The organism is Gemmobacter aquaticus (genome assembly GCF_007859075.1).
In the GTDB taxonomy this organism is placed as follows: Bacteria; Pseudomonadota; Alphaproteobacteria; order Rhodobacterales; family Rhodobacteraceae; genus Gemmobacter; species Gemmobacter aquaticus.
The window spans coordinates 75,480-94,226 of the sequence record NZ_VOAK01000020.1 but is presented as its reverse complement, the minus strand read 5'-3'; the positions used below and the strand labels follow the sequence as shown (position 1 = coordinate 94,226).

Annotated in this window: 20 protein-coding genes; 9 read left to right on the top strand and 11 right to left on the bottom strand. The window is 63.2% G+C overall.

The genetic code is table 11. From position 1 onward, the window contains the following. Positions 1 to 13 precede the first annotated feature (13 nt). From FQU74_RS10185 to mdh, 11 genes are all read right to left on the bottom strand, one after another. A complete protein-coding gene (locus FQU74_RS10185; RefSeq protein ID WP_146286364.1) occupies positions 14 to 409 on the bottom strand; it encodes an MAPEG family protein in 396 nt (131 codons plus the stop codon). After that, positions 406 to 1,284, bottom strand: a complete 879-nt coding sequence (locus tag FQU74_RS10180; protein ID WP_158635574.1) for a sulfotransferase family 2 domain-containing protein — start codon at positions 1,282 to 1,284, stop codon at positions 406 to 408. Before FQU74_RS10180 ends, FQU74_RS10185 begins: the two co-directional genes overlap by 4 nt. Positions 1,285 to 1,327: 43 nt before the next feature. Beyond that, entirely contained in the window at positions 1,328 to 1,720 is a 393-nt protein-coding gene (locus tag FQU74_RS10175) for an MAPEG family protein (RefSeq protein WP_146286362.1), read from the bottom strand. Between the two features lie 23 nt (positions 1,721 to 1,743). Further along, positions 1,744 to 2,250 carry a hypothetical protein gene (locus FQU74_RS10170; protein WP_146286361.1) on the bottom strand — a complete coding sequence of 169 codons (507 nt, stop codon included), beginning with the start codon at positions 2,248 to 2,250 and terminating at the stop codon, positions 1,744 to 1,746. A gap of 134 nt (positions 2,251 to 2,384) precedes the next feature. Further along, entirely contained in the window at positions 2,385 to 3,590 is a 1,206-nt protein-coding gene (gene odhB, locus FQU74_RS10165; RefSeq protein WP_229704368.1) for a 2-oxoglutarate dehydrogenase complex dihydrolipoyllysine-residue succinyltransferase, read from the bottom strand. Between the two features lie 4 nt (positions 3,591 to 3,594). Then, complete coding sequence (locus tag FQU74_RS10160) at positions 3,595 to 6,561, bottom strand: 2-oxoglutarate dehydrogenase E1 component (RefSeq protein ID WP_146286360.1); 2,967 nt, start codon at positions 6,559 to 6,561, stop codon at positions 3,595 to 3,597. Between the two features lie 172 nt (positions 6,562 to 6,733). Continuing rightward, the gene (sucD, locus tag FQU74_RS10155; protein WP_146286359.1) at positions 6,734 to 7,618 is read right to left on the bottom strand and encodes a succinate--CoA ligase subunit alpha; all 885 of its coding nucleotides are present in this window, start codon (positions 7,616 to 7,618) and stop codon (positions 6,734 to 6,736) included. Between the two features lie 4 nt (positions 7,619 to 7,622). Next, complete coding sequence (sucC, locus tag FQU74_RS10150; RefSeq protein WP_146286358.1) at positions 7,623 to 8,816, bottom strand: ADP-forming succinate--CoA ligase subunit beta; 1,194 nt, start codon at positions 8,814 to 8,816, stop codon at positions 7,623 to 7,625. Positions 8,817 to 9,005: 189 nt separating this feature from the next. Further along, positions 9,006 to 9,683: a class I SAM-dependent methyltransferase gene (locus tag FQU74_RS10145; RefSeq protein WP_146286357.1), complete on the bottom strand. Its 678-nt coding sequence runs from the start codon at positions 9,681 to 9,683 to the stop codon at positions 9,006 to 9,008. Beyond that, a complete protein-coding gene (locus FQU74_RS10140) occupies positions 9,683 to 10,495 on the bottom strand; it encodes a glycosyltransferase family protein (RefSeq protein WP_158635573.1) in 813 nt (270 codons plus the stop codon). Before FQU74_RS10140 ends, FQU74_RS10145 begins: the two co-directional genes overlap by 1 nt. 175 nt (positions 10,496 to 10,670) lie before the next feature. Beyond that, positions 10,671 to 11,633, bottom strand: a complete 963-nt coding sequence (gene mdh, locus FQU74_RS10135; RefSeq protein WP_146286355.1) for a malate dehydrogenase — start codon at positions 11,631 to 11,633, stop codon at positions 10,671 to 10,673. A 158-nt stretch (positions 11,634 to 11,791) separates the two neighbouring features. Between mdh and FQU74_RS10130 the strand changes: the two genes are divergently transcribed. The 9 genes from FQU74_RS10130 (at position 11,792) to FQU74_RS10090 (ending at position 18,747) form a co-directional block, all read left to right on the top strand. Then, positions 11,792 to 12,544, top strand: a complete 753-nt coding sequence (locus FQU74_RS10130) for a sulfite exporter TauE/SafE family protein (RefSeq protein ID WP_146286354.1) — start codon at positions 11,792 to 11,794, stop codon at positions 12,542 to 12,544. Positions 12,545 to 12,640: 96 nt separating this feature from the next. Further along, positions 12,641 to 13,510, top strand: a complete 870-nt coding sequence (locus FQU74_RS10125; RefSeq protein WP_146286353.1) for an HpcH/HpaI aldolase/citrate lyase family protein — start codon at positions 12,641 to 12,643, stop codon at positions 13,508 to 13,510. A gap of 41 nt (positions 13,511 to 13,551) precedes the next feature. Beyond that, positions 13,552 to 14,112, top strand: coding sequence for an NnrU family protein (locus tag FQU74_RS10120; protein WP_146286352.1), 561 nt, complete (start codon positions 13,552 to 13,554; stop codon positions 14,110 to 14,112). Positions 14,113 to 14,116: 4 nt separating this feature from the next. Beyond that, positions 14,117 to 14,320 carry a DUF1737 domain-containing protein gene (locus FQU74_RS10115; protein WP_146286351.1) on the top strand — a complete coding sequence of 68 codons (204 nt, stop codon included), beginning with the start codon at positions 14,117 to 14,119 and terminating at the stop codon, positions 14,318 to 14,320. 49 nt (positions 14,321 to 14,369) lie between these two features. Beyond that, positions 14,370 to 15,401, top strand: a complete 1,032-nt coding sequence (locus tag FQU74_RS10110; RefSeq protein ID WP_146286350.1) for a MaoC family dehydratase — start codon at positions 14,370 to 14,372, stop codon at positions 15,399 to 15,401. A 338-nt stretch (positions 15,402 to 15,739) separates the two neighbouring features. Further along, positions 15,740 to 16,123 carry a succinate dehydrogenase, cytochrome b556 subunit gene (gene sdhC, locus FQU74_RS10105; RefSeq protein ID WP_146286349.1) on the top strand — a complete coding sequence of 128 codons (384 nt, stop codon included), beginning with the start codon at positions 15,740 to 15,742 and terminating at the stop codon, positions 16,121 to 16,123. 11 nt (positions 16,124 to 16,134) lie between these two features. Next, positions 16,135 to 16,506: a succinate dehydrogenase, hydrophobic membrane anchor protein gene (gene sdhD / locus FQU74_RS10100; protein WP_146286348.1), complete on the top strand. Its 372-nt coding sequence runs from the start codon at positions 16,135 to 16,137 to the stop codon at positions 16,504 to 16,506. A 7-nt stretch (positions 16,507 to 16,513) separates the two neighbouring features. After that, on the top strand, positions 16,514 to 18,322 hold the full coding sequence (sdhA, locus tag FQU74_RS10095; protein ID WP_188781583.1) for a succinate dehydrogenase flavoprotein subunit: 1,809 nt from the start codon (positions 16,514 to 16,516) through the stop codon (positions 18,320 to 18,322). Next, positions 18,322 to 18,747, top strand: a complete 426-nt coding sequence (locus tag FQU74_RS10090; protein ID WP_146286347.1) for a hypothetical protein — start codon at positions 18,322 to 18,324, stop codon at positions 18,745 to 18,747. Before sdhA ends, FQU74_RS10090 begins: the two co-directional genes overlap by 1 nt.

Below are 18,747 nucleotides of genomic sequence, written 5' to 3'. Positions count from 1 at the left end.
CAGGTTGAACGGGTCAGATCAGGCTGGCCACGATCATGGTGACGGTTGCAAAAAAGCCAATCCCCCAGATTGCCGAGCGCCATGGGCGCCAGCCGAAGGCATAGGCCGGGATGTAGAGAACGCGGGCGACGAGGTAGACCCAGGCCGCCGTCTGCGTGACCGCAGTGGATTGGCCGCCCAGGGTGACCACGACCACCGCGAGCGTGAACAGGATCAGCCCTTCGAAGTGATTGTTCATCGCCCGTTGCATACGCGCAGTGGTGATGGAAAGCTGCCGCGAAGGCGGCTTGTCGCGGGCCGAAGAGGTATAGCCGGTGCCAAGTTCCATATTGGCGGGCAGCGCGAACAGAATGAACTGCACCGCCTGCAAGAGCCCCGCAAGAGCGAGGACTGTCAGTTCGACGCTCATGCCTCCCCCCCGGGGTCATAGCCCAGCCAATCGAAATCAGCGGCATAGATGGTGGCGATCCGGTCGCGCGCCTCAGGCGTCAGCCAAGCGGAACGGTCACCCGCATAGGTCTGGCGGTTCGCAGCCCGCACATCGAAACCGGACGGCAGGGGCTGCCCCAGTTGGTCGGCCACCTCGCGGTAGAAGGCCCCCATGTCTTCCAGTCGTCCGATGATCTGCGGGCGGAAGATCGTGGGCACGACGTTGTCGATCTGCGGGCGCCAATGCGGGTTGATGTCAAAGCGCCCCACCTCGGCTTGCATCCAGGCGATATAGTCGAGGAACTTGAGAAAACCGCGCGGGCTTCGCGTGTCGAGCGTCCAGTCAAAGCCCAGCACGGCGTTCATGCGCAGGCGATCCTGCACGAACCAGCTGTGGCGCAGATCATGCGACTTGCAGAGGTATTCAAAGGCCGAAATGGCCCGGCTGACCGGATGCCGCACCGTCGCCAGACGCATCGACCCGGCCAGCACCGCAAGCGGCGTGGGCAGCGCGATAGCGGGACGGAAGATGCCTGCCCCCCCCTGCAGGCTGTGCACGACCCCATCCGGGTTGATGTCATGCGGCACATCCCAATCGACCGTCAGAGGCACGCCGAATTCCATCTGGAACAGAAAGCGACGGGCCGAAGACGTTCCGGCCTTGCCATTGTTCAGAAAGGCCCACCGCCGGCTTGCGGGCAGATGGATCGACCGCAAAAGGCCGATCGCATCCTCGGGCTTGCCGAACACCTCGGGGTGATCCGCCATCAGGCGTTCCGCAACGGCGCGACGCTGCGGCTGCGGCGTCTCGGGGGCCAGAAACACGCGCCCGGCCGGGCGGGGCTCTTCCGTCATGGCGTGCCTTGTGGCTGGAGGGGGGGCGGCAACGGTCATCGGATCATATCCAGCCCAGCACGAGCAAGCCAGTCGTGCAGATCATGCCCGCAAGCCAGATCAGGCTGCGCCCCGGCACCCATTCCAGCGCATAGGCCGGCACATAGAGCACGCGGGCCGCGACAAAGCCCCAGGCGAGAACTGCCGTCAGCGTCGAGGTCTTGTCCGCCAGAACCACCACCACGACGGCAATGATGAAGGGGCCGATATTCTCGACGAAGTTCGCGGTCGCACGGCGCAGGCGCAGGGTCAGCGGCGACAGCTGCGCCTCGAGGTTCTCACGCGTGCCCATATTGCCCGCGCGGCCCACGTCACGCGTAAGGAAGCGCTGCGACACGAAAATGGTGGCGAAGTGCAGGATGGCCGTAGCAGAGAGGGCGGCGAGTTCGGGGGTCATGACAGCTCCATAACAATTGCACCCTACTTTTCAATCTGTGCGATAAAATCATGGTCAGCGGCTATTCCGAAATGCGCCGCTCCCAAGTAACAGAAAAAGTAAACACCGAAAAAGGGTGGAAAGACCAACGTCCCAACACCAAGAACAATCAGGAATAGCCAAGGCATTTCCTTAAAGTACGGCAGCAGGCGCATTAAGCGAAGAATTTCAATGTGGAAATTCCACGCGGATGCGAGGAGTATTAGCACTGACCGGAAGACGTCGCCCAACCCCAGACTCTTTCCGGATTGCGCTTTCTTAGCGAGGTCGGCAGTATCTTCAGAAGAGTTTAGAGAACCAGACATTGCACCCAGAGAACTCTCGCTCTCAGTCTTGCCGCTTCGCGAAATCAGCCAGCCAATAAAGGCGCCCAAGGGGCCAAAAACTAGCGCGCCGTTGTAAGCAGTTCCACCGAACGCGACGCCCGACGAAATGCCCAAGAGTACCCCGACCCCCGCACCGGCAAGGATAAGTGAGCGCGCACTAATCAACTTTTGCCCATCCGAAACAAGTCATTACCACGCAAGACTTTTCAAGGTCATCTGGGTCTATGTCCCAATTCGACAATTAGGTCATTCTGCCCAAAATGCGCAAAGTGGGCGGGGTCTACCCCGCCCTCCCAAGATCACAGATCCATCAGCAGGCGGCGCGGATCTTCCAGCGCCTCTTTCACGCGGACGAGGAAGGTCACGGCGCCTTTGCCGTCGACGATGCGGTGATCGTAGCTCAGCGCCAGGTACATCATCGGGCGGATCACGATCTGGCCGTTCACCACAACCGGGCGGTCCTGGATCTTGTGCATGCCAAGGATGCCCGATTGCGGCGGGTTCAGGATCGGCGAGGACATCAGCGAGCCATAGACGCCACCATTCGAGATGGTGAACGAGCCGCCCTGCATCTCGGCCATCGACAGCTTGCCGTCGCGAGCGCGAATACCCAGTTCGGCAATCTTCTTCTCGATCGCGGCAAAGCCCATCTGATCGGCGTCCCGCACGACCGGAACCACCAGACCCGAGGGCGTGCCCACGGCCACGCCCATGTGGACGTAGTTCTTGTAGACGACGTCAGTGCCGTCGATCTCGGCATTGACCTCGGGCACCTCCTTCAGCGCGTGGCAGCAGGCTTTCACGAAGAAGGACATGAAGCCCATCTTCACGCCATGCTTCTTCTCGAAGGCGTCCTTGTAGGTGTTGCGCAGCTCCATAATGCCCGACATGTCCACCTCGTTATAGGTGGTCAGCATCGCGGCGGTGTTCTGGCTGTCTTTCAGGCGGCGCGCGATGGTCTGGCGCAGCTTGGTCATCTTGACGCGCTCTTCGCGGGCGGCGTCATCAGCCGGAACCGGGGCGCGCGGCACGGCAACCGGCGCGGGCGCTGCGGTGACCGAGGCGGCAACAGCGCGGGCCACATCTTCCTTCATGATGCGGCCATCGCGACCCGAGCCCTGCACCTGAGCGGCGGTCAGGCCAGCCTCGGCCATCGCCTTCTTGGCGGCCGGAGCATCCTCGACGTCCTTGGCCGCAACAGCAGGGGCCGGCGCGGCAACGGGCGCAGGCTCAGGCGCCTTGGCCGAGGGCGCAACGGCGCCACCCGCACCTTCGGTAATGGTGGCCAGCAGCGCGGCGGCGGCAACGGTCTCACCTTCCTGCGCGACGATCTCGCCCAGAATGCCAGCGGCGGGCGATGGCACGTCGAGGCTGACCTTGTCGGTCTCAAGCTCGCACAGGATCTCGTCCACCGCGACGGCGTCGCCCGGCTTCTTGAACCAGGTGGCGATGGTCGCTTCGGTTACGCTTTCGCCAAGGGCGGGGACGCGGACTTCAACGGTCATTGGCTCATTTCCCTTCAACGGTCAGCGCTTCGTTCACCAGCGCTTCTTGTTCAGCTTTGTGTTTGGAGGCGAGGCCCGTGGCGGGCGAAGCCGAGGCTGTACGGCCCGCATAGCGCGGACGTTTCGCGGTGCCGCCAACCTGTTCCAGAACCCATTCGATGTTCGGCTCGATGAAGCTCCAGTAGCCCTGGTTCTTCGGCTCTTCCTGGCACCAGACGACCTCGGCCTGCGGGAAGCGGGCAAGTTCGTGGCGCAACGATTGGGCCGGGAACGGATAGAGCTGCTCGACGCGCATGATGTAGACATCATCTGCGCCGCGGGCATCACGCTCGGCCAGCAGGTCGTAGTAGACCTTGCCGGTGCACATGATGACACGCTTGATCTGGTCATCAGGCTTCAGCACCAGCTTGGACTGGCCGGTCTGGGCATCATCCCACAGCACGCGGTGGAAGGTCGAACCGGTGGTGAACTCGGCCGCCTTTGACACGCACAGCGGATGGCGCAGCAACGACTTCGGCGTCATCAGGATCAGCGGCTTGCGGAAGTCGCGGTGGATCTGGCGGCGCAGGATGTGGAAGTAGTTGGCGGGCGTCGAGCAGTTCGCGACGATCCAGTTTTCCTGGGCCGACTGCTGCAGGAAGCGTTCCGGACGCGCCGACGAATGTTCGGGCCCCTGACCTTCAAAGCCATGCGGCAGAAGCACGACCAGACCCGACATCCGCAGCCATTTCGATTCGCCCGAGTTGATGAACTGGTCGAACATGATCTGCGCACCGTTGGCAAAATCGCCGAACTGCGCCTCCCACAGGGTCAGGGCATTGGGTTCCGACAGCGAATAGCCGTATTCAAAGCCCAGAACCGCATATTCCGACAGCATGGAGTCGATGACCTCATACCGCGCCTGACCGGGGCGGATGTGGTTCAGCGGGTAGTACCGTTCTTCGGTGGTCTGGTCGATCAACCCTGAATGGCGCTGGCTAAAGGTACCGCGGGTACAGTCCTGCCCCGACAGACGCACCGGGAAGCCCTCGACCTGAAGCGAGCCGAACGCCAGTGCCTCGGCGGTTGCCCAGTCGAAACCCTCGCCGGATTCGAACATCTTGCGCTTGGCCTCAAGCTGGCGCCCGACGGTCTTGTGCAGATCGAAACCCTCGGGCACGCGGGTCAATGCGGCGCCCACCTCGGCCAGCGTCTCGGGCGAGATCGACGTACGGCCAGGCGTATAGGCGTCGCCCTCGCGCGAGAGATTCTTCCAGCGGCCATCCAGCCAGTCGGCCTTGTTGGGCTTGTAGTCGCGGCCGGCCTCGAACTCTTCGTTCAGGCGCGCCTGGAAGGCGGCCTTCATGTCCTCGATCTCACCTTCCGGGATCAGTCCATCCTGCACAAGACGCTCGGTATAAAGCTGAAGCGTCGTTTTGTGCTTCTTGATCCGGTTGTACATGATCGGGTTGGTGAACATCGGCTCGTCGCCTTCGTTGTGACCGAAGCGGCGATAGCAGAAGATGTCGATGACCACGTCCTTGTGGAACTTCTGGCGGAACTCGGTCGCGACCTTGGCCGCATGCACCACCGCTTCGGGGTCATCGCCGTTCACGTGGAAGATCGGCGCCTCGACCATCAGCGCGATGTCGGTCGGATAGGGCGAGGTGCGCGAGAAGTGCGGCGCCGTGGTAAAGCCGATCTGGTTGTTCACGACGATATGGATGCAGCCGCCAGTGCGGTGGCCCTTGATCCCCGAAAGCTGCAGACATTCAGCGACGACGCCCTGCCCCGCAAAGGCCGCGTCCCCGTGCAGCAGGATCGGCAGCACGGCGATCCGCGCGTCCGTGTCGCCCAGCTGGTCCTGCTTGGCGCGCACCTTGCCCAGCACGACCGGGTTGACTGCCTCAAGGTGCGAAGGGTTGGCCGTCAGCGACAGGTGGACGGTATTGCCATCGAAGGTGCGGTCGGATGAGGCACCGAGGTGATATTTCACGTCGCCCGATCCATCGACATCCTCGGGCTTGAAGCTGCCGCCCTGGAATTCGTTGAAGATCGCGCGATAGGGCTTGCCCATCACATTGGCCAGAACGGACAGGCGGCCACGGTGCGGCATGCCGATCACGACCTCTTTCACACCAAGGTTGCCGCCCCGCTTGATGATCTGCTCCATCGCCGGGATCAGCGCCTCGCCACCGTCGAGGCCGAAGCGCTTGGTGCCCATGAACTTCACATGGCAGAACTTCTCGAAGCCCTCGGCCTCGACCAGCTTGTTCAGGATCGCGCGGCGCCCCTCACGGGTAAAGGCAATCTCCTTGCCATAGCCCTCGATCCGCTCTTTCAACCAGCTGGCCTGTTCGGGATCGGAGATGTGCATGTATTGCAGCGCAAAGGTGCCGCAATAGGTGCGCTTCACGATATCGAGGATCTGGCGCATCGACGCATGGGTCAGGCCCAGCACATTGTCGATAAAGATGGGCCGGTCCATGTCGGCTTCGGTAAAGCCGTAGGATTTGGGATCAAGCTCGGGGTGCGAGTTGGCGTCGCGCATGCCCAGCGGATCGATGTCGGCGATCAGGTGGCCACGGATCCGGTAGGCGCGGATCAGCATGATGGCGCGGATCGAGTCGAGCACGGCGCGCTGGATCTGATCCTGACTCAGTTGCACACCGGCATCGGCGGCCTTGGCCGCGATCTTCTGACCGGCCCCCTTCGCCTCTTTCGGTGCCAGCGGCCATTCGCCGGTCAGCGCGGCCGTCAGGTCATCGCCTGCGGTCGGCGGCCAGTCGGCGCGCGCCCAGCTGGGACCGGCGGCGGCGCGCTTGGCATCCAGCTCGCTGTCGCCAAGGGCCGCGAAGAACGCAGCCCAGCCCGCATCCACCGAAGCGGGATCGGCGGCATATCGGGCCTGAAGCTGGTCGATGTAATCGGCGTTGGCGCCGTCCATGAAGGACTGGGCGTGGAACGTCGCGTTGGGGGATTGGTCGGTCATCGGCGTTATCCTTGAAGGGGCTGGGCCGGGTCATACATGGGTTCGAGGGGCGGCATCACAGGAAAAAGCCCGGCTGGCCGAAGGCTGCGGGACAAAGGATCATGGTTTCCGTTCATGCACACTCCCCTCCCAAAGAGTGTGCCCCCCGACTGCGGCCGGGGGGCCGTTGCGCTTACTTGCCAAGAGCCTTCATCACAGCCTCACCCAGATGGGCGGGGCTGTCGGCGACGATGATGCCGGCCGATTTCATGGCCTCGATCTTCGACTCTGCGTCGCCTTTGCCACCGGCGACGATGGCGCCGGCATGGCCCATGCGACGGCCTTTCGGCGCCGTGCGGCCAGCGATGAAGCCTGCGGTCGGTTTCCAGCGGCCGCGCTTCTTCTCGTCGGCCAGGAACTGCGCGGCTTCCTCTTCGGCGCTGCCGCCGATCTCGCCGATCATGATGATCGACTGGGTTTCGGGGTCGGCGAGGAACATCTCGAGCACGTCGATATGCTCGGTGCCCTTGATCGGGTCGCCGCCGATGCCCACGGCCGAGGACTGGCCCAGGCCAAGGTCAGAGGTCTGCTTGACCGCCTCATAGGTCAGCGTACCAGAACGCGAGACCACGCCCACCGAACCACGCTTGTGGATGTGGCCCGGCATGATGCCGATCTTGCAGGCGCCGGGGGTGATGACGCCGGGGCAATTCGGCCCGATCAGGCGCGATTTGGAGCCTTCCAGCGCGCGCTTGACCTTCATCATGTCCAAAACCGGGATGCCTTCAGTAATGGCCACGATCAGCTCGATCTCGGCATCGATCGCCTCGAGGATCGAGTCCGCGGCGAAGGGCGGCGGCACATAGATCACCGACGCATTGGCGCCGGTAACGTGACGGGCCTCATGCACCGAGTTGAACACCGGCAGGTCGAGATGCGTGGTGCCACCCTTGCCGGGGGTCACGCCGCCGACCATCTTGGTGCCGTAGGCGATCGCCTGTTCCGAGTGGAAGGTGCCCTGCGAGCCGGTGAAGCCCTGGCAGATGACTTTGGTATTTTCGTTGACGAGAACGGCCATTGGATTACCCCTTCACCGCTTTGACAATTTTCTGGGCGGCATCGGCGAGGTTGTCGCCTGCGATGACGTTCAGACCCGAGTTGCGGATGATCTCCTTGCCCAGCTCGACGTTCGTGCCTTCCAGGCGCACGACCAGCGGAACCTTCAGGCCGACCTCTTTCACTGCAGCCAGCACGCCTTCTGCGATGACGTCGCAGCGCATGATGCCGCCGAAGATGTTGACCAGGATGCCTTTGACGTTCGGGTCAGAGGTGATGATCTTGAAGGCCTCGGTCACCTTTTCCTTGGTGGCGCCACCGCCCACGTCAAGGAAGTTGGCCGGTTCCGCGCCATAAAGCTTGATGATGTCCATCGTGGCCATGGCAAGGCCCGCGCCGTTCACCATGCAGCCAATTTCACCATCAAGCGCGATGTAGTTCAGATCGAACTTCGACGCGGCCAGCTCTTTGGGGTCTTCCTCGGTCTCGTCGCGCAGGGCGGCGATATCGGCGTGGCGGTAGATCGCGTTGCCATCAAAGCTGATCTTGGCGTCCAGCACCTTGAGGTTGCCGTCGGGCATGACGATCAGCGGGTTGATCTCCAGCATCTCCATGTCCTTCTCGGTGAAGGCCTTGTAGAGCGTCTTGACCAGCGCCACGCATTGTTTGACCTGATTGCCTTCAAGACCGAGGGCAAAGGCCACGCGGCGGCCGTGGAAATCCGAAAGCCCCGAGGCCGGATCGACCGAGAACGAGACGATCTTCTCGGGCGTGTGGGCTGCGACTTCCTCGATATCCATGCCGCCTTCGGTCGAGGCGACGAACGAAATGCGCGAGGACTGACGATCAACCAGCAGCGCCAGATACAGCTCGCGCGCGATGTCGGAACCGTCTTCGATATAGATGCGGTTGACCTGCTTGCCCACCGGCCCGGTCTGGTGCGTCACCAGCGTGCGGCCCAGCATCTGCTTGGCCAGCGTCTCGGCCTCTTCGACCGACTTGGCCAGACGGACGCCGCCCTTCTCGCCCGCCTCGGGCTCCTTGAACTTGCCCTTGCCGCGGCCGCCGGCGTGGATCTGTGCCTTCACCACCCAAAGCGGGCCGTCAAGCTCGCCCGCTGCGGTCTTGGCCTCTTCCGCTTTCAGGACGACGCGACCGTCGGAAACCGGGGCGCCATAGCTACGCAGAAGCGCCTTGGCCTGGTATTCGTGGATGTTCATGGATCATGTCCCATCGCTGCTGATTTGCCGGCGTGATGCCATATAAACAGGCGCTGTCAAAACGCGATTTGCGCCTTCCGAGGGATTTGCAGCATAAAAATCGCCTTTGTGATCACAGTCGGAAAAAGTGTGATCACAAACCGGTTTCTGTTTCCGCAAACGCCGCAGCGCCGCAAGGCAGAAGGGGCGTCAGATCCGAGTCGCCTCGCACAACACCTGCCCGCGCGGCAGCCGGTTGGGACGGATCTCGACCTGCAATCCGGCCTGCGCGGCAAAGTGGTGCACATCCTGCGCCAGCATGTGATAGGGCGGGCGCGTGCCGTGCGTGACCACGCCATCGGGCTGTCGCACCGGGCCAAGGCTCGCCTCGGCATCGGGCGCCAGAAAGACCGTGAAAAGAAATTTCTCGAACCGGGTGAAATGCTGTGCGACGCGCAGAAGCCCGCGCCGCAGATGGTTCATCGGCAAATGGGTGAACACGGCAAAGCACAGGATGTAGTCGAACTCGGTCGGCACAGCCGGGAACCCGAAATCGCCATCCTCAACCAACTGGTTGCGCGGCAGACGGGCGCGGTCGCCTTCTGACAGCTCATCAGCATAACCGCGCCGCAACAGTTCACCCGAGAGGTCCGTCGCCCAGTAGTTGCCAGGGTTCAGATAAGGCACCACGCGGCAGCCCGTGCGCAGCGGCCCCGCCCCGATATCGAGCAGGCTGTGACGTGGTTTTAACCCCGCCTCGATCAGCATCTGCATCTGGATCCAGCCCGTCTCCTCCCACCGACCGCCGATGATGGCCCGGTGCTTGCCTTTGAGAAGGGCATCCGGGATGAAGCCCGGCGCATGATATGGCGAGACATGACCCGACATCAGATCCCCCGACGGAAGAGCGCGTCATCCAGACGCTGCAGAAACGGCCGCCGGCTGCGTGGTGACACCGGACGCCTGGACTTTGGCCAATGGCGGTCGGCCTCGATCAACTGCTGAAGCTTCTCGAACTGCCGGGGTGGCAGGAATTTCTCTACTTCGAATGGGGTCGAGGGGTCATCCGCCGCATCGTTCAGCGGCAGGATATGCAAAAGGCGCGGCGCCCCGTTGTTCAGGGGCCAGTATGACAGTCGCTGCAGCTCGATCGTGTTGTATTCGATCGGCAAGGTCACAAACGACTTGCGCCGGTGATACATCAGCTCGCGCAGCCAGCCTTGATCCACCTCTGCCCCGGTCTCCTGCATCTTGCGCAGCCATTGGCGGATCAATCCCTGCACCTGGCGCGTGCGGCGAAAGGCGATTACCCCCGCATTCAGCACCGGAAAGGCGCGCGGTACGCTGTCGTCGCGCATGAACTTCTGCTCACGCGATCGGGCATGCGCCATGGCAAGGTCGGAAAAATCCAGAACGTCAAACAGCTCGGTCACGTCGCATAGAACGATCACGTCGCTATCGAGATAGACTGAGCGATCGAACCGGGAATTGAGCATCGCCTCCATCTTGGGGCGAAAGAAATCGTTCTTGATCGGATGGATACGGTCAAAGACCGCGTCCTCGACCTTCTGGTTGGTGAAAAGGTCAATCTGCGCGTCTGGCATGGCCTGTCGCAGGTTTCGCGCGGCCTTGCGGGCGGCGTTTGTGTATTTTTTCCCAGTGGTTGCAAAGACAAACCCACGGGTTTCCGACTTGCGCATGATGCCTCTGGCAAAGAAAAAGAACTGATCCGCAAAACAAGAAACGCGCGATCGCCAGAGGCGTCCGCGCGATATGGGAGTAACCACCCCAAGGGTGCCGCCCGCCCCCGACATAGCGGATGGCGGGCCAGATGGCGAGGGGGCGAGCGGTTGAACCTCCGCCCCCGGAGGGGCTTCAGGCCAGCGAGGGGTCGATGCCCTTGCAGGCGGCGACCAGACCCTTCACAGCGTCCACCGACTTGTCGAACATGGCCTGTTCATCGGGGTTCAGCTTGATGTCGACGATCCGCTCGATCCCGTCCTTGCCGATGATGGTCGGCACGCCGACATACATCCCGTTCAGGCCGAAAGCGCCGTCGACATAGGCCGCGCAGGGCAGCAGGCGCTTCTGGTCTTTCAGATAGGCCTCGGCCATCTCGATCGCCGAGGTGGCAGGCGCATAGAAAGCCGAACCGGTCTTCAGCAGGCCCACGATCTCGGCGCCGCCATCGCGGGTGCGCTGGATGATCCCATCCATCCGCTCTTGGGTGGTCCAGCCCATGGCGACCAGATCCGGCAGCGGGATACCCGCGACGGTCGAGTAACGGGCCAGCGGCACCATGGTGTCGCCATGACCGCCCAGCACAAAGGCCGTCACGTCACGCATCGAGACGTTGAATTCGACCGAAAGGAAATGGCGGAAGCGGGCCGAGTCGAGCACGCCGGCCATGCCGACGACCTTGTTGTGCGGCAGGCCCGAGAATTCGCGCAGCGCCCACACCATAGCGTCGAGCGGGTTGGTGATGCAGATCACAAAGGCGTTCGGCGCGTGCTGCTTGATGCCTTCGCCGACCGACTTCATGACCTTCAGGTTGATGCCCAGAAGGTCATCGCGGCTCATGCCGGGCTTGCGCGGCACGCCGGCCGTCACGATGCAGACATCGGCGCCCGCGATGTCTTCATAGCTGTTGGCACCCTTCATCACGGCGTCAAAGCCCTCGGACGGGCCTGATTGCGCGATGTCCAGCGCCTTGCCCTGCGGCGTGCCTTCCGCGATGTCGAAAAGAACGACGTCACCGAGTTCCTTGATGGCTGCAAGATGGGCGAGCGTGCCGCCGATCTGGCCTGCGCCAATCAGTGCAATCTTGGGTCGTGCCATGATTCCGTCTCCGGCTGGGATTGTATGCAATGGTATGCTATACGGGTATCGCAAGATTCTCGCAACCCGCCGCGATGCGGCATGACAGGCCGGACTGGTTCACGCAAGCTGTTTGCGCTAAAGGCAGCGCGATTTGGCAAACATGGAAAGCCGGGCGGATGGCAGAGGCGGGATTCTGGGTCGCGGCAAGCCTCGCGGCAGTTCTTGTCGGCATGGGCAAGGGGGGCGTTCCGGTCGTGGCGATGCTGTCCGTGCCCCTGATGTCGCTGGTGATGCCCCCGGTGATGGCGGCTGGCCTTCTGCTGCCCATCTACGTCGTGTCCGATGCCTTCGGCCTGTATGCCTATCGCGCGGCCTTTGACCGTCGCGTGCTGGCGATCATGGTGCCCGCAACGACGATTGGCGTGGGCCTTGGCTGGGCCACCGCCCATCTGGTGCCCGAGGCACTGGTCACCGGCATCGTCGGCCTGATCGGCGCGGCTTTCGCAGCAAATCTGCTTTTGCGCCGCGATGCGCTGCCAACGCCGCAACCCGCCCGCGTTGCCCCCGGCCTGTTCTGGGGCACGGCCACCGGGTTCACCAGCTTTGTCAGCCATGCTGGCGCCCCGCCCTATCAGGTCTACACCATGCCGCTGCGGATGCCGAAAGAGGTGTTTGCCGGCACCTCCACCATTCTTTTCGCCTATGTGAACGCGATCAAGCTGGTGCCCTACTGGGCGCTTGGCCAGATCAACCTTGAGAACCTTAGAACCACCGCAATCCTGTGCGTCCCGGCGGCGCTGGCTGTCTTTGCGGGCGTCAGACTGGTGAAATCGCTGCCCGAACGGCTGTTCTTTCAGTTGGTCACCTGGGCGCTGCTTCTGCTCTCTTGCAAGCTGATCTGGGATGCGGCACGGGACCTGGCTGCCTGAGTCTGCAGTTTTTTCTGCAATGCGGCAAATCTGGTCTTGCCGAAAGTGGCGATTTCATGCTTCCTCGCGCAAGATTGTTGCTCACGGGAGAGACTCATGACCCAGGCCGCCCGCCCGTTCCGCTCGGTGCTCTATATCCCCGGCTCGAAAGAGCGCGCGCTGGAAAAGGCGATGGGGCTTGCCGCCGATGCCATCATCTTTGACCTTGAAGATGCGGTCGCCCCCGATGAGAAGCCCGCCGCGCGCAAGCTACTGACGCAGGTGTTGACCGACTGGGACTTTGGCCGCCGCGCACGGATCGTCCGGATCAACGGGTTTGATACCGAATGGGGCCATGCCGATGCCAATGCGATGGACGAGGCGATTGCCCGCGGCGCAAAGATCGACGCGATCCTGATCCCCAAGGTGAACCGCGCCGCCGATCTCGATGCCGTGGCCGAAGCCGTGCCGGGCGCCGATCTCTGGGCGATGATGGAGACCTGCCAGGGCATGCTCAACGCAGCCGAGATTGCCGCCCACCCGCGCCTGAAGGGCATGGTCATGGGCACCAATGATCTGGCCAAGGAGTTGAACAGCCGCTTCCGTCCCGACCGTCTGCCGATGCAGGCGGGGCTCGGGCTGTGCCTGCTGGCCGCACGCGCGCATGGGCTGGTGATCGTCGATGGCGTCTATAACGCCTTCAAGGACGAGGACGGTCTGCGCGCGGAATGCAATCAGGGCCGCGACATGGGCTTTGACGGCAAGACCCTGATCCACCCGGCGCAGCTGGAGATCGCCAACGCGGCCTTTGCCCCATCCGAGGCCGAGATTGACCTCGCCCGACGCCAGATCGCGGCCTTTGACGAGGTGACGGCGCAGGGTGGCGGCGTTGCGGTGGTCGACGGCAAGATTGTGGAGAACCTGCATATCGTGACGGCGCGGGCGACGCTCGCCAAGGCCGAGGCGATTGCGGCGCTGGCCGAATGATGTGAATGTGAGCCGATTTCACATTCAACGGAGCCAGCCCAATGACGCTGCCAGCGTTCCCCCTGCTCGCCCTCGGCCTGATCCTGTGGATCGGGGCGCATCTCTTCAAACGCCTTGCCCCTGCGGCCCGCGCCCGGTTGGGCGATCCGGGCCGCGGGATGGTCGCTGCGGCCATTGGCCTAGGCGTGGTGCTGATGATCATCGGTTATCGCGGCGCAGAGGGGGCATTCTTCTGGGGCCGCAACCCGGCACTCGTCGGCATTAACAACCTGCTGATGCTGGCCTCGGTCTACCTCTTTGCCGCATCCGGTATGAAGACGGCCATCGCGCGCCGGATGCGCCACCCGATGTTGACGGGCGTGCTGCTTTGGGCCGTGGCGCACCTTCTGGTCAATGGCGACACGCCTTCGTTCCTGCTGTTCGGCGGGCTTGGCGTCTGGGCCGTGGCGCAGATGGCGATCATCAACACGCAGCAGCCCGACTGGACGCCGCCCCCTGCCCGCCCGGCCAAGTTCGAGGCAATGGCCCTTGGCGGCACGCTGATCGTCTTTGCTGCCCTTGCCGGGGTGCACTACGCGCTCGGCTATCCTGCGTTCGGGTGATCCCATGAAACTCTATCGTTTTCTGAGCGACGACGACACTTCGGCCTTTTGCCACAAGGTGACCGCTGCCCTGAACAAGGGCTGGGACCTGCATGGCGCACCAACCTATGCCTTTGACGCCGCCCGCGGAGTGATGCGCTGCGGTCAGGCCGTGGTGAAAGAGGTCCCCGGCACCTACACGCCCGATACCAAGCTGGGCGAGCACTGACCCCACCAGCGGCGGATGGCCCCCGCCGCACCGACAGGAGAGAGAGCGCATGAAGACCAATCCGGGACGCTTCTTCGAGGACTACCGTATCGGCGACGTGATCCGCCACGCCGTGCCGCGCACGGTTTCGGGCGGCGAGCGGGCACTCTATCATGCGCTCTATCCCGCCCGGCACGCGCTCTATTCCAGCGATCGCTTCGCACAGTCCTGCGGCCTGCCCGCCAGCCCGCTGGATGATCTGATTGCGTTCCACGTTGTGTTCGGAAAGACCGTGCCGGACGTCAGCCTGAACGCGGTGGCGAACCTTGGCTATGCCGAGGGGCGCTGGCTGAAGCCCGTCTGGCCGGGCGACACCTTGCGGTCGGAATCCGAAGTGATCGGGCTGAAAGAGAACTCGAACGGCAAGTCGGGGAATGTCTATGTCCGCACCCGAGGCCTGAACCAGCATGACGAGGTTGTGCTGGACTATGTTCGCTGGGTGATGGTGCGCAAGAACCGACTGGACGCCCCCGCGCCCGATCCGGTTGTGCCGGAGCTGAAGAAATCCCTTTCGGCAAGCGATCTTGTGATCCCCGAGGGGCTCGACTTCTCGGACTACGATGACGCGCTGGCGGGTGAGCCGCATCGTTGGGGCGACTACGAGATCGGCGAGAAGATCGACCACGTCGATGGCGTGACCATCGAAGAGGCCGAGCACATGATCGCGACCCGGCTCTGGCAAAACACGGCCAAGGTTCATTTTGACGCCACCTTCCGTGAGGATGGCCGTCGGCTGATCTATGGCGGGCATGTCATCAGCATGGCACGGGCGCTGTCCTTCAACGGGCTTGCGAATGCGCAGATGATCGTCGCGCTGAATGGCGGCGCACACGCGAACCCCTGTTTCGCCGGGGACACCGTCAAGGCCTGGTCCGAGGTGCTGGACCGCGCAGACACCCCTGCGCCCGGCGTCGGCGCGATCCGTTTGCGACTGGTGGCGGTGAAGCAAGGCGCGGCCCCCTTCGCGCTGAAGGGCGAGGATGGCAAATACGCACCCGAGGTTCTGCTCGACCTCGACTATTGGGCGCTGATGCCAAAGTAATGGGGCATTGCACTAAGCTCGCTCCGCACGCTCTCCCAAGGCATTCGGTCCAGACTGAAAGAGCCATCGAGGGGTCGTGACTGGATATCCGGCAAGGGGTGACGAAGCTGCGTCGCAGAGAGTCGTGCCAACCGTGGCTCTCTGCAAACGCAGCAAAACTGTGATCACGGGCAGAAAATTCGTGATCACAAACCAGTTTTTTTCGCCTTGATAGCGTAAACGGCCGGGTTTCGAGGCGTTTGGGCAGGTGACTCGGCGAAAAAACGCGCTATTGAACAAGCAGAATTCCTGCCAGCGCGCGACGCATGGGCCGCGCCAAGCGACAGAGGGACACCACCATGGCCGAAGCGAAACGGGTCGAGCGCCCCCTTTCCCCCCATCTGCAGATCTATCGTCCGCAGTTGACCTCCATCACCTCGATCCTGACCCGCATCACCGGAAACGGCCTGATCGTGGGCACGCTGCTTGCCGTTTGGTGGCTGCTCTCTGCGGCTGTCGGGCCTGAGTATTTCGAGATTGCGAATGCGGTCGCGACGTCGTGGTTCGGTGATCTGGTCTTTGCTTTGTCGGCCTGGGCGCTGTGGTACCACTATCTGGCCGGCCTGCGGCACCTTTACTACGATGCGGGCAAGGGGCTCGATATTCCCACGGCTGAGAAGCTGGGCTGGGCCTGCATCATCGGTTCGGTCGTGCTGACCGTCATCACCATCATTCTGGTCTGAGGGAGGGGTTCATGCGTTACCTGACCGCACGCAAGCGCGCCGAAGGCAAGGGCGCCTCGGGCACCGGAACCGAGCACCACTGGTTCATGCAAGTGTCGGCCGTCGGCCTTGCCTTCATGATCCCGGTCTGGGTCTACATCTTCGGCTCGACGCTGGGCAAACCCCATGCCGAGGTTGTCGCGACCTTTGCACGCCCGTTTCCGGCGATCCTGACCGGCCTCGTGCTGTTCGTCGGCATGCGCCACTTCGCCAAGGGCGCGCAGATGATGATCGAGGACTATGCCCATGGCAGCACCAAGAAGGGTCTGATCATGCTGGCGATTTCGATTTCCTATGCCGTGATTGCCGTGGGCATCTATGCCCTGGCGAAGATCGCGCTCTGAGAGGCTGATGATGACTGCTGCTTACCCCTACGAAGTTCACGACTATGACGTCGTCGTGGTCGGCGCCGGTGGCGCGGGCCTGCGCGCCACGCTGGGTATGGCCGAACAGGGCCTGCGCACGGCCTGCGTGACCAAGGTGTTCCCGACGCGCTCGCACACGGTTGCCGCGCAGGGTGGCATTGCCGCCTCGCTGTCGAACATGGGGCCGGACAACTGGCAATGGCACATGTACGACACCGTCAAGGGGTCGGACTGGCTGGGCGATACCGATGCGATGGAATACCTCGCACGCGAGGCCCCCGCCGCGGTCTATGAGCTTGAGCATTATGGCGTGCCCTTCTCGCGCACCGAAGAGGGCAAGATCTATCAGCGCCCCTTTGGCGGGCACACCACGCAGTTCGGCGAAGGCCCGCCGGTGCAACGCACCTGTGCCGCGGCCGACCGGACCGGCCACGCGATCCTGCACACCCTTTACGGCCAGAGCCTGAAGAACAACGCGGAATTCTACATCGAGTACTTCGCGCTGGATCTGATCATCACCGACGGGCGCTGCACTGGCGTCGTCTGCTGGAAGCTCGATGACGGCACGATCCACGTCTTCAACGCGAAAATGACCGTGCTTGCGACCGGTGGCTATGGGCGTGCCTATTTCAGCGCGACCTCGGCCCACACCTGCACCGGCGACGGCGGTGGCATGGTGGCCCGTGCGGGCCTGCCGCTGCAGGATATGGAATTCGTGCAGTTCCACCCGACCGGCATCTACGGCTCGGGCTGCCTGATCACCGAAGGCGCGCGTGGCGAGGGCGGGTATCTGACCAACTCCAAGGGTGAGCGTTTCATGGAACGCTATGCGCCCACCTACAAGGATCTCGCCAGCCGCGACGTCGTCTCGCGCTGCATGACGATCGAGATCCGCGAAGGTCGCGGTGTGGGCGCCGAGGCGGACCATATCCACCTGCACCTGAACCACCTGCCGCCGGCCACGCTCCACGAACGTCTGCCCGGCATTTCGGAATCGGCCAAGATCTTTGCCGGCGTCGATGTGACCAAAGAGCCGATCCCGGTTCTGCCGACCGTGCATTACAACATGGGCGGCATTCCGACGAACTACTGGGGCGAGGTCCTGAATCCCACGCCCGGAAACCCCGACGCAATCTTCCCTGGCCTGATGGCCGTGGGCGAGGCAGGTTGCGCCAGCGTGCATGGTGCAAACCGTCTGGGTTCGAACTCGCTGATCGACCTTGTGGTCTTCGGCCGGGCGGCTGCGATCAAGGCAGGCGAGATCGTGAACCCGAAAGAACGCAATGCCCCCGTCAACAGTGTTGAGGTGGACAAGGCCCTGTCGCGCTTTGACGCCCTGCGCCATGCCAAGGGCTCGATCCCGACGGCCGACCTGCGGCTTGAGATGCAGAAGACCATGCAGGCCGACGCCGCCGTGTTCCGCACCGACAAGACGCTGGCCGAAGGCGTGGTCAAGATGACCCGCGTGGCCGAGAAGATGGCCGATCTCAAGGTCACCGACCGCAGCCTCGTGTGGAACAGCGACCTGATGGAGACGCTGGAACTGACCAACCTCATGCCCAACGCGCTGGCCACCATCGTCGCCGCCGAGGCGCGCAAGGAAAGCCGCGGCGCCCATGCGCATGAGGATTATCCGAACCGCGACGACGAAAACTGGCGCGTTCACAGCCTTGCCACGGTCGACGGGGCAAAGGTCACGCTCTCGTCCCGTCCGGTCCATCTTGATCCGCTGACGCGGCATGAAGACGGCGGGATCGACCTGAAGAAGATCGCGCCGAAAGCGCGGGTGTACTGATGCTGCGGCCGGGGGCTTTGGCACTGGCGGCGGTTCTGAGTCTGGCGGCGTGCCAGTCTGCTACGCCGACGGTTCTGTCGACGCCTCCCGAGGTGCAGAAATGCGCCGATGCTGCAGGGTTTACTGCGCGGGCCAATACCCTGCGCGCAAGGGGCGTGCGTGGCGACATCATCGCCACGCCGCAAGAGCAGGCGGAAATGAACGCCTGCGTCAAGGCGGCCGGTCACTCGGCGCCCGTGACGTCCGCGCCCACAGCCAGCAACGCTTCCGTCAATGCCGCACCGGTGGCAACCACCGCCCCTGCGCGGGATTTCAGCGCGCCCGCCCCCGCCACCCGGCAGAAAACCGCCGTGATCCCGCCCGTCCGTCTCTGCCGCGTGACGATGGTCGGTGGAACCGGCTACGCTTGCAGCATGTACCGCTAG